The organism is Lentisalinibacter orientalis (assembly GCF_040706535.1).
GTDB classification, from domain to species: domain Bacteria; phylum Pseudomonadota; class Gammaproteobacteria; order Steroidobacterales; family Woeseiaceae; genus Lentisalinibacter; species Lentisalinibacter orientalis.
The window spans coordinates 34,690-49,820 of record NZ_JAPDRJ010000007.1; the positions used below are offsets into that span (position 1 = coordinate 34,690).

A 15,131-nucleotide genomic window follows, 5' to 3' on the forward strand; every position below is an offset into this window, starting at 1 on the left:
ACATCCAGAGAAAGCACAAACTGGCGTCAGTCAATCGCACCCATGCCAATCGAACCTGGCCGCTCCCCAAGATTGAGCTCGCAGGCCCGCGCAAGGCTGGCTGAGGTGCTGCTTTCCAGGCCAGCCAAGTACGCCGTAATTCGTCGCCGGGCGCGGACACTGTCCTGATCCACCTGTTCTTTCGGGTGGTAATACTGTCGATATGGGACCGGCGGTTCGGACATCGCTGGGTCCTTACGGCTAATTAGATCACCACGGTTCGGAACAATGCGGAGACATGAGGTCTTCTTGCGGTCCGGGGATTTGGAAAAATCCCTTTAGAATCAATGGCGTCCCCACGGGGATTCGAACCCCGGTTGCCGCCGTGAAAGGGCGGTGTCCTAGGCCTCTAGACGATGGGGACACTCGGAAGTGACTTTGGTGGAGCCAGGCGGGATCGAACCGCCGACCTCTTGCATGCCATGCAAGCGCTCTCCCAGCTGAGCTATGGCCCCACGAAGCGCGGAACTTTAAGGCACCCCTCACAGGGTGTCAAGGAAAGCCGCCGAATCAACACCTTAGCCTGAAAAAACGCTGCAAAATCAGGCTCCATCGGTCGGGATGGCTACCCCTGCGCCGCCGCCCGGGCCTCAATGAGATTGATGGCATGATCCAGCCGCGCCAGCGTCCGCTCCTGGCCTATGAGCGCCGCGGTCACGTCGATGGGCGGTGACACCGGTCCGCCGGTCACGGCCACCCTGATAGGCTGCCCCAGCTTGCCCATGTTGATGCCATAGGCCTCGGCGCTCTCGTTGATGACCCGGTTGATGGCGTCCGCGGTCCAGTCCAGCAGCTCCGCCAGGCGGTTGCGGGCCTCTTTCATCGGCTCGAGCACGACCGGCCGCAGGTGCTTTTTGGCCGATGTCGGCTCGATTTCGTCGAAGTCCTCGTAGCAATAGCGGGCGCTCGCCGCCATGTGCAGCAACGTGTCCGCCCGCTCACGGTAGGCCCGGGCGACCTCCACCGGATCCGGACCATTTTCGACGTCCAGCCCCGCCTGGCGGAGATACGGCAGCAGCCGATGCCCCAGCTCCTCCGACCGCATGGCGATGATGTGCTGCTGGTCGAGCCAGCGGAGCTTCTCCGGGTTGAAGGCGGAGGCCGAGTGGTTCACGTCGGCGATGTCGAAGAGTTCGATCATCTCGTCGATCGTGAACACCTCCTGGTCGCCGTGGGACCAGCCCAGGCGCACGAGATAATTCAGCAACGCCTCGGGCAGGTAGCCCTCCGCCCGGTACTCGCGCACATCCACCGCCCCGTGGCGCTTGGAGAGCTTCGCTCCGTCCTCACCGAGAATCATCGGCAAGTGGGCATAGACCGGCGGCTCCACGCCCATAGCCCGCAGCATGTTCATCTGCCGAGGCGTGTTGTTCAGGTGGTCGTCCCCGCGGATGACGTGGGTGATCTCCATATCGTGATCGTCCACGATCACGGTGAAGTTGTAGGTGGGGCTGCCGTCGGAGCGGGCGATGATGAGGTCGTCCAGTTCGGCATTCTGGAAGACGACCCGGCCGCGGACCTTGTCGTCGACCACGACGACGCCGTCCTGCGGATTCCTGAACCGGACGACCGGGTTTACACCCTCCCGCGGCTCGGTGCGCGACCGGCAGCGGCCGTCGTACCGGGTCTTGACGCCGTTGCGCATCTGCTCCGCCCTGAGCTCCTCCAGTTCCTCCTTCGTGCAGTAGCAACGGTAAGCGTGGCCTTCTTCGAGGAAGCGCTCGATGACGGCCTCGTAGCGCTCCATGCGCTGGCTCTGGAAGTAAGGCCCCTCGTCGGCGTCCAGGCCGAGCCAGGCCATCCCATCGAGGATGGCGTCCACGTTCTCGGGCGTGGAGCGCTCCTTGTCCGTGTCCTCGATGCGCAGGACGAACTGGCCGGCGTGGTGGCGGGCATAGAGCCAGCTGAAGAGGGCCGTGCGGACGCTGCCGATGTGCAGGGTGCCGGTAGGGCTGGGGGCGAAGCGGGTGCGTACGTTCATGGGGCGGAGATTTTACACGCCTGCACGACATGTAGGAGGGCCTTCAGGCCCGATTGAATGGAGAATCGGGCCTGAAGGCCCTCCTACGGACAAGAAAAAGCCCCGGTCAAAGACCGGGGCTTGAGGCAGGCCGGAAAAGGGCTGTCAGACGTCAGGCGGCAAGCCGACGGCGACGGACGAATCCAACGCCGAGGAGGCCAAGTCCGAGCAGACCGAGCGTTGCGGGCTCCGACACCTTCGTCGGGGTGTCTCCGTACTCACCGCAAACCAGGTCACTCTGTCCACCACCGCCACCAAGCTGCTGGAAACTCACGCAGACTTGTCCGGAGTCTTCACCGCCGCCAAAACCGGAACCGGACGATGCTCCTGCGTTCAGGAACAGGTCGTACGTCTGTGCGCTGGTGAAATTCATGGTGAACGACAATATGTCACCAGAGCCCAAACGATTAGCAGGCGTGCCCTGAGTGTCGCCTACATAATCGAACTTGATTCCGCCCGTCGCGTACGTGACCTCCCATGAGTCAGGCGTAACGTCACTGAACGTAAGTTCCGTCTCGAGGAAGTCCTCCGCCAGATTAAAGGCAAACGCGTCTATGAGCGCCTCCGGCGTGGTGTCCGGCGAGGTGTTTTCGAGCGTGACGTCGAACGTTGTAAATCCATCCGTCTCGTTACCCGTACCACCGGCCACGGTCCACAAGAAGCTGTAGGTGTCATCTACGGTCGCATCGCAATCCGTATCGCCCGGGCATCCGGCGCTTATTGAGATCGGGTCCGCGAAAGCCGTACCGGCAAACGCGAAGGCAGCCAAGGCCGCCAGGTTTCTGAATGTCTTGCCCATGGTTCCAATTCCTAACATTATGTTTATATTCTCTGTTTTCCCTGCCAGCGGCTTTGACCATCGATCCGTGCCCTGCTGACTCTCATGCGGAATAAAGCAAATGCCATGCCAAGATCACAACTTACTGATCTAAAAAGATTTTACCTCTGAGACGTATTGTCTCACATACGCTGCCTGTAAAAATCTTCGACAGCCTGGTACCAACTGGTGGCGAGATCGCTCCCTGCACAGGCTTGTAACGCTCAGGGACACCCGGCCAGCGAGTTAATCCATTCGGATATCAGCTGGACGCCGGTGCTATCCACCAGATTACTCCCCAACGGCGGCATCCCGTGCACATCCCGCCGATTCGGCCGCACGACCAAGAGCGAGCGCGCCGCATCCCCCGGCGCGATGATCCGTGCGTCGGTTATGCCGAGGTCACCCTGCTGTGGCACCTCGTCGCAGGTATTGGTGTCCGCCAGGGCAATCGAGTACCTCAGATCGATGTTGGACGGTATGCCGTTGTTCGGCTGATGACAATTGGCGCAGTTCGTATGCAGATACGCCCTCGCCCGCTCCTCCAGCGACGCCGAGGTATCGGCCGGGTCAGCCAGCCGCGGCAGGTTGACCGGCGTATCGGCCAGCGGTGCCGTCAGCACGTCGATCTCGTCCGCCGTCACCAGCTGGTTGGCCGTAATACCCGTGGAGGGATACTGCAGCTCACTGTTGAGCTGCGCATGCTCCAGGCCCAGCGAGAAGCCGGCCACCTCGGTGTGGCACTCCAGACACTGCGGACCGCTCGGATAGATCCATTCCTGCCCGCCAATATCCTTGGTCTTGCCACCGACCACGCGGGTGGCCTCGGTCTGGGCGTCATTCCACTCGTACGTGTAGCCCGCCCAGTCGCCGTCGTTGTGGCGCATGAAGAGGCGGGTCTCGATGAGATCCCCACCCAGGCGGAAATTCTTGACCAGCACCGTGCCGGAGGGGAACACCCAGTCGTCCTCGCCGTCCACGTCCACGGTGGCGCCATCCGGGAGCGCGTACCAGCGCTCCTTGGCCGCCCCGTCGGACCAGAACGGGGCGATGGGCTCATACGGAATGAGGCCCGCGGCCGGTTGTGTTGGATCGGCGGGATCGACACACCCCGTCTCGGAGAGGGCGTCTGCCACGGAACCGCTGGAGCTGCCCCCGGCCTGCACGATCCGGCGCACGCTTTCCGCACCGAAGTACAGATACAGCAGCTCGCCGTCCTGGTCTTGCGCGAACGACACGATGGTGTTGCCGGTATTGAGCAGCGTCTCGAAATCCAAGCCGCCGGCGCCATCATCGACCGACGCGAAGATCTTCCCGTTGAGGTCGGCAAAAACGTAGCGGCCCGCCAGCTCGGGGATTGCCGAGCCCCGGTACACGTAGCCGCCCGTGATCGAATTCCCGACAGTGTGGCTATACTCGATCACGGGATCGATCAGCCCCGCCGGGCAGTTACCGGAAGTGTCGAAGTCATGCGCCCCTTCCCGGCAGCGCCAGCCGTAGTTGCCGCCCAGCTCGACGATGTCCACCTCCTCCCACGAGTTCTGGCCGACGTCGCCCACCCACAGCTCCCCGTTGGCCGAGTCGAAGCTCCAGCGCCAGGGATTCCTGAGCCCCCAGGCGTAGATCTCGGGGCAGTCGGCCAGTCCATCGCCGTCGGCACACAGGGCATTCGGTGCAAAGGGATTGTTGGACGGAATGCCGTAGGGACTGCCGTTGTCCACGTCGATACGCAGCATGGCGCCATGCAGGGTGGTGGTGTTCTGTGCCAGGTCCTGGGGGTCACCGGCGCTGCCGCCGTCGCCGAAGCCGATGTAAAGATACCCGTCAGGTCCAAAGAGGATATTGCCGCCGTTGTGGTTGCTGTAGGGCTGATCGAGAGTCAGCAGGATCTCCTCGCTGGCCGGGTCCAGCGTTACGCCGCCATCCGGACTGGTGAAGCGGGAGATGCGGGAGGTGAGGCTGCCGGTCGTGTACGAGAGGTACACCTCGCCATTGGTCGCGAAGTCCGGGTGGAAGTCGATTCCTAGCAGGCCCGCCTCGCTGGGTCCGGCATTCACCCGCGCACTGATGTCCACGAATGTCGTATAAGCATCCACATCCGCCCGGTTTTCGAACCGCACGATGCGCCCGCCCTTCTCCGCCAGGTACCAGTGGCTGGCATCTCCCGGCACCTGCCGGAGTGCGATCGGCTGACTCACGGACGGCAGATCGGGGAACGCCACGGCAGTGTCGATGCCGGTGACCTCGGTGGGTGCATCGCCGGCGAGGCAGGTGGTGTTCGAGGGGCGCTGGTTGAGGCCGGAGACCGGTCCGCCGCTGCCGTCGTCATCGTCCTGGATCGTACCGGTAGCCTCGGCGTCCGCCAGCGTCGCGTTCCCCGGGTTCGATAGCGTCACCGTGAAGGTCTCGTCGCCCTCGTCGGCGGTGTCGCCGAGCACGGGCACCTCGATCGTGAGTTCCGTGGTGCCCGGGCTGAAGTTCAACGAGCCGGAGCTGGCCGTGTAATCCTCACCGGCAACGGCGGAGCCGTCCGCCGTTGCATAGTCCACCGTCACGGTGCGCCCGGATTCGGCGTCCAGCGAGACAGTGAAAACCATCGGCGCAGAGCCGGCGTCACCCTCGGCCAGTGAAGCATCCGCGATGCCGAGCGCCGGCGGATCGTCGTCGTCCAGGATGGTCGCCTGGGCGGTGGCGCTGGCCAGGCTCACACCGGTCGCATCGCTCAACTGCAGCGTAAACGTCTCGTCCGGCTCGTCCAGGCTATCGCCGAGCACCGGCACGGTCACCGTGGCGCTGGTCGCCCCGGCGCCGATGTCGAGCGTGCCGGACACGGCGGTGTAATCCTCTCCGGCGGTGGCAGTGCCGCCCGCGGTCTCATAACGAACGGAGGCGGCGCCGGGCGCGCTCTCCGAGAGTGTGATCGTGAAGGTGGCGTCGACCGTGCCGGCATCCCCTTCCTGTACCGTCGGGCCGTCGATGCTCGCCGAGGGCAGGCCGGGATCCGGGTCGGGGTCCGGCGCGCCCGAATCCGAGCCGGAACTTCCGCCGCAGGCCGCCACCAGCAGGCAGCCGATGACGAGCCATGTATGCCGCACTCCGCCGATATCCATCATCACGTCACCCTCGACTACCGTGTCAGTGCATCGAAACTATGCCCGGATCGGCACCGTTGCAAGCCGTGCCTGCGCAGAACGCCCGCGCCGGCTCGCAGGACCGCGATGACGCCCCTCCGCGCAACATCCCCAGGCTGTTCGTCAGAGTGGTTCTGGTGAGTCAATTCACCACCGGGCACTAACCTCCTCTTTGACGAGCATCGGCCCATTCTTGCGATTGTGACTTAATGTAGATTCTAGCTGTGGTGTCGCCAATCAGCGACACCAAGGCGCTGATTTATATAAGAAAATTTTTACCCCATCCCTTGTGCCAAGAAGTTGACTGGGGTTTAATCGCACCCGGCTGGGACAGGTGCCCCCTTTGCGCAACGGACCGGGTTCGAGAAGTCAGCTGTGACCCTCGTCACACTCCGGCAACTGGGGTCCCGCTTATGTCGCATGCCGATTGCCGAATCGGGTTATGTCAGGGAGACTGGGAACCCGAAAAGGGCAAACCCGCCGAAAGGCGGGGACGCAAAGCTTCCGGTCTAAGGGCGAACGCCTAGGATAGCGGGGTTACCGAATTGCTCGGGCCGGGCATACCCGCCGGCCGACTCGGTTTCCACCGACTCCCTTCAGCTCAGCCAGGACCGGCTTTGGATCTGAACTCAGGTGGAGATCGAGACCGTGCACAGACGCACTCAGGCGAAAGGGACAATTTCGCGAACCGCTGCCATCGTCGCAGCGGCAATGTGGCTGGCCGCCTGCTCGTCCGGCGGCTCCGACGCACCCGCAGACGGATCGGGTCAGACGCCCCCGCCAAGCGGTGGCTCTTCGGCCAACAACCCGCCGACGATCAGCGGCAACCCGCCCTCCTCCGTCAAGGTGGACGAGACCTATTCTTTCCAGCCGAATGCCTCGGACCCGGACGGCGACACCATCACCTTTACGGTCCAGAACAAACCGTCCTGGGCTGATTTCAATACCTCCAGCGGAGCCCTGAGCGGGACACCCCGGTCTGGCGACGAAGGCACCTACGGCAACATCCGCATCACCGCGAGCGACGGCTCTGACACCGATTCGCTCAGCTTCTCGGTGACGGTGAGCCAGGTGGCCACCGGCTCGGTGACGCTGTCCTGGACGCCGCCCGCAGAGAACACCGACGGTTCGGCGCTGACCGACCTCGCCGGCTACAAGATCTACTACGGCACGAGTTCCGGAAACTACGGCAATTCGGTCACAATCGATAATCCGGGACTGACCACCTACGTGGTGGACAACCTGAGCCCGAACACCTACTACTTCTCGGCAACGGCGTTCAATTCAACGGGTATCGAGAGCGACTTCTCCGGCGAAGCGGTCAAGTCCGTCAACTGACGGCGGGGCCCAGGAGCGCAGCGGCCGCCCGCTCCGCCAGCGGGAACACCGCCGTCAGCCCCGGCGATTCGATGCCGAAGAGGTTCACCAGACCCGGGATCCCGTGGTCGCCCGGTCCCTGGATCAGGAAATCTGCTGCGGCCTCTCCGGGCCCGCTCAGCTTCGGGCGGATGCCGGTGTAGCCGGGCGCCAGCGCCTCATCCCGCAGATCCGGGAAATAGCGCCGGATGGCGGCGGCAAAGGCGGTTCGCCGGCTCTCGTCGAAGCTGTAATCGACGCTCTCTATCCAGGCCACATCGGGGCCGAACTTCGCCTGCCCCCCCAGATCCAGCGTCACGTGAATACCGAGGCCGCCGCCCGCGGCCACCGGATAGACCAGCCGGCTGAAAGGCGAGCGCCCCTGCAGCGTGAAGTAGTGACCCTTGGCCAGGTACAGGCGCGGGATTGCCTCGCGCGGGAAGCCGCCGATGGTGGCGGCGACCCGGGTCGCCCAGAGCCCCGCAGCATTGACCAGACTCTCGCACTCGACGGAGAACCCGGCGTCATCATCCAGGTACACGGTAAAGCCGGCGGCGCCACGATCCACGCGGGTCACGCGGCTGCGGCACACCACCAGGCCGTCGCAGGCCTCCAGATCGGCTCGCAACGCAAGCATGAGGGCATGGGAGTCCACGATACCCGTGGAGGGCGACAGCAGGCCCCCGACCGCCCGCACCGCGGGCTCCAGCGCCCGGACTTCCTGCGCGCTCAGCATCTCCAGGTCATGGACACCGTTGCCCCGGGCACTGGCCAGGTAGCGCTCCAATAGCGCCAGTTCGTCATCGGCGGTCGCAACAATCAGCTTGCCGAGGCGGTGGTGGGGGATACCCCGCTCCTCGCAATAGGCGTAGAGGGCATGTTTGCCGGCAACGCAGGCGGCAGCCTTCAGCGAGCCGCGGGGATAATAGATACCCGCGTGGATCACCTCGGAGTTACGGCTGCTGGTGTGCGCGGCGATCTCCTCCTCTGCCTCCAGCACCAGGACCTGGCGGCCGCGCATCGCCAGCGCCCGCGCAACGCCCAACCCGATGACCCCTGCCCCAATGACGACGCAATCGAGTTTTTCTGCCATGCTCAAATGCCAACCATCCCTTGCGCGAGTCAGTCTCGGCTGAGCCGCACTCCGGATCAAGTGCGCGGTTCACGCCCGCAGCCGCAGGACGTGGTGCACAGCGGATTCTGCGGAGGGCGTCACGTACAATACGGATCGTTCTGCTAATCTTTTCGCATCGTTCCATGGGCCTGCTCCAGGGCAATCAGTCACCATGCTTCTGCACGACCTTATCTTCTCCGCTGCCGAGCGGACGCCAGACGCGCCTGCCCTCGTTCGGGGCCGCGATGAACTCAGTTACCGCCAGCTGGCCAGCGGCGTTACGCGCACGGCCGCTGGTCTGTGCGCCCTGGGCATCCGCCCCGGCGAGCGCGTCGGCGTGTACCTCAACAAACGCCTGGAAGCCGTACAGGCTTACTTCGGTACCCTGCACGCTGGCGGTGTGTTCGTTCCCATCAACCCGTCGCTCAAACCCGCCCAGGTAGCTCATATCCTGCGCGACTGCAACGTCGCGGCGCTCGTGACGACCGAGGCCCAGGCCCGCAGCGTTACAGAAGTACTCGGCGAGTGCACCGACCTGCGGCATCTCGTCGTCCTGGACGCCAGTGCAGATGGCTTGAAAGCGCCGCCGCACGTCCAGACCCTGGCATGGGAACATCTGACGGCCGCCGAACCCGGCACCCCTGTGCGCCGCATCGACACCGACATGGCAGCGATCCTCTATACCTCCGGCAGCACGGGCAAACCCAAGGGCGTGGTGCTGTCCCACCGGAATATGGTGGCGGGCGCGCTCAGCGTGGCGGAATACCTCGAGAACACGGCGGACGACGTCATCCTCGCCGTACTACCCTTCTCCTTCGATGCCGGCTTCAGCCAGATGACCACGGCCTTCTCGGTGGGCGCCTCGGTGGTTCTCATGGACTACCTGCTGCCGCGCGACGTCCTGAAGGCCGCCGCCCGCCACCGCGCGACCGGCCTGGCGGGGGTGCCGCCTCTCTGGACCCAGCTCGCGCGACTCGACTGGCCGGAAGAGGCCGTACAGAGCCTGCGCTACATCACCAACACCGGCGGCGCCATGCCCACGGCCACGCTCGGAGAATTGCGGCAGCGGCTGCCGGGCACCCGCGTCTACCTCATGTACGGTCTCACCGAGGCTTTCAGATCCACTTATCTGCCGCCTGAAGAACTGGACGCACGGCCCACCTCGATGGGCAAGGCCATTCCCAACGCCGAGATCATGGTCGTGCGCGAGGACGGTTCGCCCTGCGCACCCGGCGAACCCGGGGAACTCGTGCATCGCGGCGCCCTGGTCTCCCTGGGCTACTGGAACGACCCGGAGCGCACCGCAGCCCGCTTCCGCCCCGCGCCCAATCAGCCGGCCGGTCTGCCCTTCAGGGAAATCGCCGTCTGGTCCGGCGACACGGTCGTGAAGGACGAGGACGGATTCCTCTACTTCGTCGGCAGGAAGGACGACATGATCAAGTCCTCCGGCTACCGCATCAGCCCGACGGAAGTGGAGGAAGTGATCTATGGCACGGGACGCGTGAACGAGTGCGCGGCACTGGGCATACCCCACTTCGATCTGGGACAGGCGGTCGTCATCGCCTGCCACTCGGAAGCCGCCGGGGACGAGACGAAAGAGGCGATACTGGCGGCCTGCCGCCAGTCCCTGCCAAACTACATGGTGCCGGCGGAGATCGTCTTCCGCGAAGCTCTGCCGCGCAACCCCAATGGCAAGATCGATCGAAAGCGGCTCGCGACCGAGCTCGAGGATCTGTTTCAGGAAACCGATTGACCGATGACCGATACGCAAGAACACCCGGCTTTAGCCAGCCTCCGGTACGAGGATGACATCCTCCTGTGGGGTGGCCGCAAGCTGACCGATATCGCGGACGAGACCGGCACGCCGTTCTATGCTTACGACTGCGCGCGCATGTCCGCGCGGGTCGCCGAGCTCAGGGAAGCCCTGCCCGAGGGGCTGCACCTCCACTACGCGATGAAGGCCAATCCGATGCCGGAGGTCGTCCGGCACATGGTCGGGCTCGTCGACGGCCTCGATGTGGCTTCGGCCGGTGAACTCGAGGTGGCACTGGCCACTGGTGTGAACCCCGCCGATGTCAGCTTCGCCGGCCCCGGCAAGCAGGACTTCGAACTCGAGGCAGCCATCCGTGCGGGCATTACCATCAACATGGAATCCGAGGGCGAGATGCGCCGCATCGCGGCCCTGGCCGGCAAGCACGGCAGCCGCCCGCACGTCGCCATCCGGGTGAATTCGCCGTTCGAATTGAAGACCTCGGGCATGAAGATGGGCGGGCGGCCGTCGCCGTTCGGTGTCGACGCCGAGCGAGTGCCCGCCATGCTCGCGGAACTCAAGTCACTCGGCCTGCATTTCCGCGGGTTCCACATCTACTCGGGCTCCCAGAACCTGCGGGCGGAGGCCATCATCGAGTCGATGACCAGCACGGTCGACCTAGTGTTACAGCTCGCCGACTCGACGGACCTGGAAATCTCCTTCGTGAACCTGGGGGGAGGCCTCGGCATCCCGTATTTCCCGAAGGAGCAGCCGCTCGATCTGGCGGCAATCTCCACGCCTGCCGACGAGGCGGTCTCCCGGCTCAGGAAGGCGCTTGGAGACCCCGAGATTCTCATGGAACTGGGCCGGTACCTGGTCGGCGAGGCGGGCATCTACGTCTGCCGGGTCATCGACATCAAGGAATCACGGGGCACCCGCTACGCCATCACCGACGGCGGCCTCCACCATCATCTGGCCGCTTCCGGCAATTTCGGTCAGATCATTCGGAAGAATTACCCTGTCGTCGCGATCGAGCGGTGTGACGCCATGGAACCGGTCACTGTCGTAGGCCCTCTCTGCACGCCGCTGGACCTGCTCGGCGACAAAGTGTCGATCGATAAACTGGAGGCCGGGTCGCTCGTGGGGATCCTGCAGTCAGGCGCCTACGGAAAAACCGCCAGCCCGGAGCGTTTCCTGTCGCACCCCGCCTGCAGCGAAATTCTCCTGTAGATCGGCGCGGGACCATCGGGGCCGCATGGGGGCATGCTTCCGCTCTAGGCGCCACCTTCCAGGGCCAGAGCAACTTCGTCGGGAATATCCTCGAGGTCCCGGGCTCGCTTGAAGTCCCGTATCGAGGACCCCGTACAGGCCACATCCTGCGCCGGCGCACCAACCCCCTTGCGGCAATCGCCCAGATTCACCGTACGGAAATCGATGCTGAAACGGGTCTTACCGGAGTCGTTCGGAACGCTCGCATGCAGCTGGGCCGCAGAGAATACGATGAGTCCTCCGACTTCACAGACCAGGATTGTCCCCTTTCCTTCGTCGATCTCGTTCTTCGGCCCTGGTAGCGGCCGGGTATCCTTCTTGACCTGGCTCGCAGCGGCGAATCGATGCCTGGCGTTCCAGACAGCATAGTCGTAGCCATCACTGTCGTTGGGAACCACCTTATCGAAAAATTCCAGATAGAAAGACATGCCGTTGCGCGGAGTTATCGGATAAATCGGCGTCCACCAATTGATCTGACAGCCCGGCGCCGAGTACCAGGTATCACGATGCGGGTGCCACGCATAGGCGATCCCGGAGGTCAGGTAACCATCGCTGGTAGAGGATCGCATCCGCGGCACGTCGAAGTAAGTATCGGTCGAATTGCAGCCGCGCTCGGCGAGAATCTCGGCAACAAGCCGCTTCGATTCCGGATGATGAATAAAGTGCGGCTTCAACTCTTGAAGAATGCCGATGTAGCGCTCGACTGGCAGCTCGTACTGGGCCGTCTCCGGATCCAGACCCCCGAACGCCTCCCTGATCAGCCCGTCCGCGAATGCGCAGAACTCTCGCGCTACCGCCGTCGGTCGGTATACGAATATAGCCCCCGCGTAGAGAGCCTCCCTGCGCTCCGCGTCCGTCATTGGCGAATCGAAATATATCTCTGCCATTTGAGCGTCAATCCTGCAGCTAAAACAGTTGGGACAAGAGCGCCTTGCGGCAATAGAAAGCTTCCGCATATCCGCTCGGGGAGCGGCACTCTACACCGCGTATGCGCATCAGGGCTGAGAACGCCTCCTCGCTGAACCAGTCCTTGGCACGCTGACTGCCGAAATATCTCTGCAAGGCCTCGAGCTTCTCCCTCCTGACCGAGTCGGACAGCGGGAAGAACGCGTTGGGTCTGCCGATATCGCCGTCGTATTTGAGAATCTCATACTCGAGAATCAGGTGATCGCGAAATGTCTGCAAGGTGACCTCACCAACGGTGCGGTGGTCCTGGTGCAGATCTTCACGGTTATGCGTGATGACGATGTCCGCGTCGAAGTGCTCTTTGATCTCCTGCAAGGCCTGCTTTATGCCGGGAAGTTGCGACGGGAAGGTACCGTCGGCAAAACCGTGCACGTGCACCTCGACGCTCGCGAAACCTTTCGTGAAGAACCCGGCGCTCTCCCGCGCCTCGTCTTCTCGCCTCCCCTCCGCGGACAAGACGTGCCATGCAATCCGCGCACCGGGATATCGCCGCGCGAGCTCCAGGACGGTCCCGCCCGCGCCGATCTCGATGTCGTCGCTGTGAGCCCCCAGACAGAGTATGCCGAGTTCCCGATCAGGCGAGCCGCTGAAGTCCAGTCCGATCATCCTGGCTGTCTCTAGGTCCCGTTCGGCCAGACTTCCCATGGCCGCTCGCCGCGACCGTGCATCCGGTCGAACATGATCTTGTCCTTGAACGTGTCCATGGCGGCCCAGAAGCCGGTGTACTTCATCGAGCCCAGCCGGCGCTCGGCAATGAGCCGCGCAAACGGCGCCTCCACCAGTTCGTCTCCCTCCTCGATATAGTCGAATATCTCGCGATTCAGAACCATGTAGCCGCCGTTTATCCAGTGATCCGTTTCCGAGGCCGGCCCGAAGCGGGTCACCAGCCCGTCATCGTCGACTTCGAGCTGGTGGAACGAATGAGCGGGTCTGGCGCTGAGGAAACTGGCAGCCATGTTTTTCTCACGGTGAAAGTCGATCAGTTCCGGGAGCGGAAAATCCGATAGCTGATCGCTGTAATTGGCGAGAAAGGCCTCTTCCCCCTCCAGCAGGTGGCGCACCTTCAGCAATCGCTCACCGATATTCGAGTGCAGTCCGGTATCCACGAAACGGATGGTCCAGTCGGCGATATCGCTCTCTGACGGCATCAGCGCACGCCCGCCCTGCTGCATCACGAAATCCCGATACAAATAGCTGTCGTAATCGAGGAAGAACTTCTTGATCATCTCCCCCTTGTAGCCCAGGCAGAGGATGAAATCCTTGTGCCCGAAATGCGCGTAATACTTCATGAGGTGCCAGAGTATCGGCCGGTTACCGACGTCGACCAGGGGCTTCGGAATGACGTCGGAGTGCTCGCGCAATCGCGTGCCGAATCCGCCGCAGAATAAAACGACCTTCATACTGTCACCTTAACCCGTCTTCTCCGCGAGCAGGCCTGCTTCGCGCAATTCTTCCGCCGTCGCGGCAATGGAATCAAAGCCGATCCCCGATTTTTCGGCGATGTCCAGTAAGGAATTGTCGCCATCCGACTGATTCAGCAACCAGAGCATCGCCGATTCCCGGTCAGGTATTCCACTCCCGCCGGTGGTCCGATAAAGGCCCCGCCGTCCCAGCTGCGGTTCGCAATAGGGCTCCTGATTGACAAAATAACGGTTTGCATCGAGCGTACGCACGATTTCCGTCACAACTTCCACCGATTCCGCCAGCCGCTCTTCCGTGACGAGATCCAGATTGTCCGCGGAGCTGTGATACTCGGGATACCCGCCATTCACGGACCGCGTGAGTCTGCCCACCGGCAGATCGATGCCCGGCGAGCCGAACTGCCGTTCGTCGTAGCCGTAGGGTGAGAACCCGATGACGCGATTCTCCGGCGATCGCCGGCCCAGGATGTGTTCGGCAACCCGGTCGACTTCCGCCGTGCCCCGTCGCGAACGCTTCCAGGTAAACGGGGCGTCGTCCCCGAGCAGTCCGATCACGAACCCGTGCGCGATGCGGTCCAGCTGCTCCCTGTTTCGGCTCAGCCAGGCTATCGAACCAATGGTCCCCGGCCCGAACACGAACCGTATGCTGTGCCGCGGCTTCTCACCGGCGAGCAGGCGTGCGCCGACAGCCGCGGCCACCGCCATGCCGCTCAGGTTGTCGTTACAGAGCGAAGGATGACAGGTATGCGTATAGAGCAATATCTCCCGGTCCAGTTCGCCGGGCACCCGGCACTCGGCGTAGGTCAGGCTTCCGGCTGCGCGTTCGGCGTCGATGCGCACGCGGTACCGGCCCTCCGGCAGCGACTCGCGCAGGCGGTGCGGCACACAAAAGCCCCATTGTTCGGCGTAATAGCTCGTGCGGTAGGGAATCCAGTCGGGGTGCTCAGGCAGGGAATGCAGGTGCTCGTCCAGCGTCGAGCGGCTCACCTCCGCATCCACCGGCATACTGTAATTGAGCACGTGGAGATTCGAGTCCCGGAAATCCACGATACGCCGACCCTGCGGATCTTCGATCCACGCCTCGCGCACGTTCCACTCGTCGGGGACGGTCCAGTCGAAAACCTGCGTGCCGCTCGGTACCTCCGTCAGCTCCAGTGGTACCCGGCTACCCAGGATATCCAGGCTCTGTCTCACTCCGTTGCCCGTGATACTGCGGCAGAGGGGATAGAGCGACTCCACCAGCGGCAT

General features: G+C 63.4%; 11 protein-coding genes, 2 tRNA genes and 1 riboswitch. Of the genes, 3 read left to right on the top strand and 10 right to left on the bottom strand.

Features of this window, described 5'->3' with window-relative positions; all coding sequences use genetic code 11:
- Positions 1–327: 327 nt before the first annotated feature.
- The 5 genes from ACJMK0_RS18920 to ACJMK0_RS18940 form a co-directional block, all read right to left on the bottom strand.
- Positions 328–403 (bottom strand) — tRNA-Glu (locus ACJMK0_RS18920).
- A 15-nt stretch (positions 404–418) separates the two neighbouring features.
- Positions 419–494: transfer RNA gene (locus ACJMK0_RS18925), tRNA-Ala, on the bottom strand.
- A gap of 110 nt (positions 495–604) precedes the next feature.
- Entirely contained in the window at positions 605–2,020 is a 1,416-nt protein-coding gene (gltX, locus tag ACJMK0_RS18930; RefSeq protein ID WP_405240806.1) for a glutamate--tRNA ligase, read from the bottom strand.
- Between the two features lie 151 nt (positions 2,021–2,171).
- Positions 2,172–2,858 carry a PEP-CTERM sorting domain-containing protein gene (locus ACJMK0_RS18935; protein WP_405240808.1) on the bottom strand — a complete coding sequence of 229 codons (687 nt, stop codon included), beginning with the start codon at positions 2,856–2,858 and terminating at the stop codon, positions 2,172–2,174.
- Between the two features lie 242 nt (positions 2,859–3,100).
- Positions 3,101–5,989, bottom strand: coding sequence for a PQQ-dependent sugar dehydrogenase (locus ACJMK0_RS18940; protein ID WP_405240809.1), 2,889 nt, complete (start codon positions 5,987–5,989; stop codon positions 3,101–3,103).
- Positions 5,990–6,467: 478 nt separating this feature from the next.
- Positions 6,468–6,552: riboswitch (cyclic di-GMP riboswitch) on the top strand.
- 88 nt (positions 6,553–6,640) lie between these two features.
- Between ACJMK0_RS18940 and ACJMK0_RS18945 the strand changes: the two genes are divergently transcribed.
- Positions 6,641–7,345: a putative Ig domain-containing protein gene (locus ACJMK0_RS18945; protein ID WP_405240811.1), complete on the top strand. Its 705-nt coding sequence runs from the start codon at positions 6,641–6,643 to the stop codon at positions 7,343–7,345.
- Here the strand turns inward: ACJMK0_RS18945 and ACJMK0_RS18950 are convergent.
- The gene (locus tag ACJMK0_RS18950; protein WP_405240813.1) at positions 7,338–8,456 is read right to left on the bottom strand and encodes an NAD(P)/FAD-dependent oxidoreductase; all 1,119 of its coding nucleotides are present in this window, start codon (positions 8,454–8,456) and stop codon (positions 7,338–7,340) included. The two genes, ACJMK0_RS18945 and ACJMK0_RS18950, sit on opposite strands and share 8 nt — an antisense overlap.
- A gap of 193 nt (positions 8,457–8,649) precedes the next feature.
- Between ACJMK0_RS18950 and ACJMK0_RS18955 the strand changes: the two genes are divergently transcribed.
- Both ACJMK0_RS18955 and ACJMK0_RS18960 read left to right on the top strand, forming a co-directional pair.
- Positions 8,650–10,230 (top strand): acyl-CoA ligase (AMP-forming), exosortase A system-associated, encoded by a 1,581-nt coding sequence (locus ACJMK0_RS18955; RefSeq protein WP_405240815.1) that lies wholly within the window; start codon positions 8,650–8,652, stop codon positions 10,228–10,230.
- 3 nt (positions 10,231–10,233) lie between these two features.
- Positions 10,234–11,457 carry a pyridoxal-dependent decarboxylase, exosortase A system-associated gene (locus tag ACJMK0_RS18960; RefSeq protein ID WP_405240816.1) on the top strand — a complete coding sequence of 408 codons (1,224 nt, stop codon included), beginning with the start codon at positions 10,234–10,236 and terminating at the stop codon, positions 11,455–11,457.
- A 44-nt stretch (positions 11,458–11,501) separates the two neighbouring features.
- On the opposite strand, the gene ACJMK0_RS18965 is transcribed toward ACJMK0_RS18960, so the two are convergent.
- Genes ACJMK0_RS18965 through ACJMK0_RS18980 form a run of 4 tightly spaced genes read right to left on the bottom strand, consistent with a single transcriptional unit; the run spans position 11,502 to position 15,131 of the window.
- A complete protein-coding gene (locus ACJMK0_RS18965) occupies positions 11,502–12,383 on the bottom strand; it encodes a hypothetical protein (protein WP_405240818.1) in 882 nt (293 codons plus the stop codon).
- Positions 12,384–12,402: 19 nt separating this feature from the next.
- A complete protein-coding gene (locus ACJMK0_RS18970; protein WP_405240820.1) occupies positions 12,403–13,068 on the bottom strand; it encodes a PIG-L deacetylase family protein in 666 nt (221 codons plus the stop codon).
- An 11-nt stretch (positions 13,069–13,079) separates the two neighbouring features.
- On the bottom strand, positions 13,080–13,862 hold the full coding sequence (locus ACJMK0_RS18975; RefSeq protein WP_405240822.1) for a sugar phosphate nucleotidyltransferase: 783 nt from the start codon (positions 13,860–13,862) through the stop codon (positions 13,080–13,082).
- A gap of 9 nt (positions 13,863–13,871) precedes the next feature.
- A complete protein-coding gene (locus tag ACJMK0_RS18980; protein ID WP_405240871.1) occupies positions 13,872–15,131 on the bottom strand; it encodes a DUF4910 domain-containing protein in 1,260 nt (419 codons plus the stop codon).

Bases quoted from the DNA above. Each gene is read 5' to 3' on its own strand.
- ACJMK0_RS18960 (WP_405240816.1), top strand. From the start codon at position 10,234: ATGACCGATACGCAAGAACACCCGGCTTTAGCCAGCCTCCGGTACGAG.
- ACJMK0_RS18965 (WP_405240818.1), bottom strand. From the start codon at position 12,383: ATGGCAGAGATATATTTCGATTCGCCAATGACGGACGCGGAGCGCAGG.
- ACJMK0_RS18955 (WP_405240815.1), top strand. From the start codon at position 8,650: ATGCTTCTGCACGACCTTATCTTCTCCGCTGCCGAGCGGACGCCAGAC.
- ACJMK0_RS18980 (WP_405240871.1), bottom strand. From the start codon at position 15,131: ATGCCGCTGGTGGAGTCGCTCTATCCCCTCTGCCGCAGTATCACGGGC.
- ACJMK0_RS18950 (WP_405240813.1), bottom strand. From the start codon at position 8,456: ATGGCAGAAAAACTCGATTGCGTCGTCATTGGGGCAGGGGTCATCGGG.
- ACJMK0_RS18935 (WP_405240808.1), bottom strand. From the start codon at position 2,858: ATGGGCAAGACATTCAGAAACCTGGCGGCCTTGGCTGCCTTCGCGTTT.
- ACJMK0_RS18970 (WP_405240820.1), bottom strand. From the start codon at position 13,068: ATGATCGGACTGGACTTCAGCGGCTCGCCTGATCGGGAACTCGGCATA.
- ACJMK0_RS18940 (WP_405240809.1), bottom strand. From the start codon at position 5,989: ATGATGGATATCGGCGGAGTGCGGCATACATGGCTCGTCATCGGCTGC.
- gltX (WP_405240806.1), bottom strand. From the start codon at position 2,020: ATGAACGTACGCACCCGCTTCGCCCCCAGCCCTACCGGCACCCTGCAC.
- ACJMK0_RS18975 (WP_405240822.1), bottom strand. From the start codon at position 13,862: ATGAAGGTCGTTTTATTCTGCGGCGGATTCGGCACGCGATTGCGCGAG.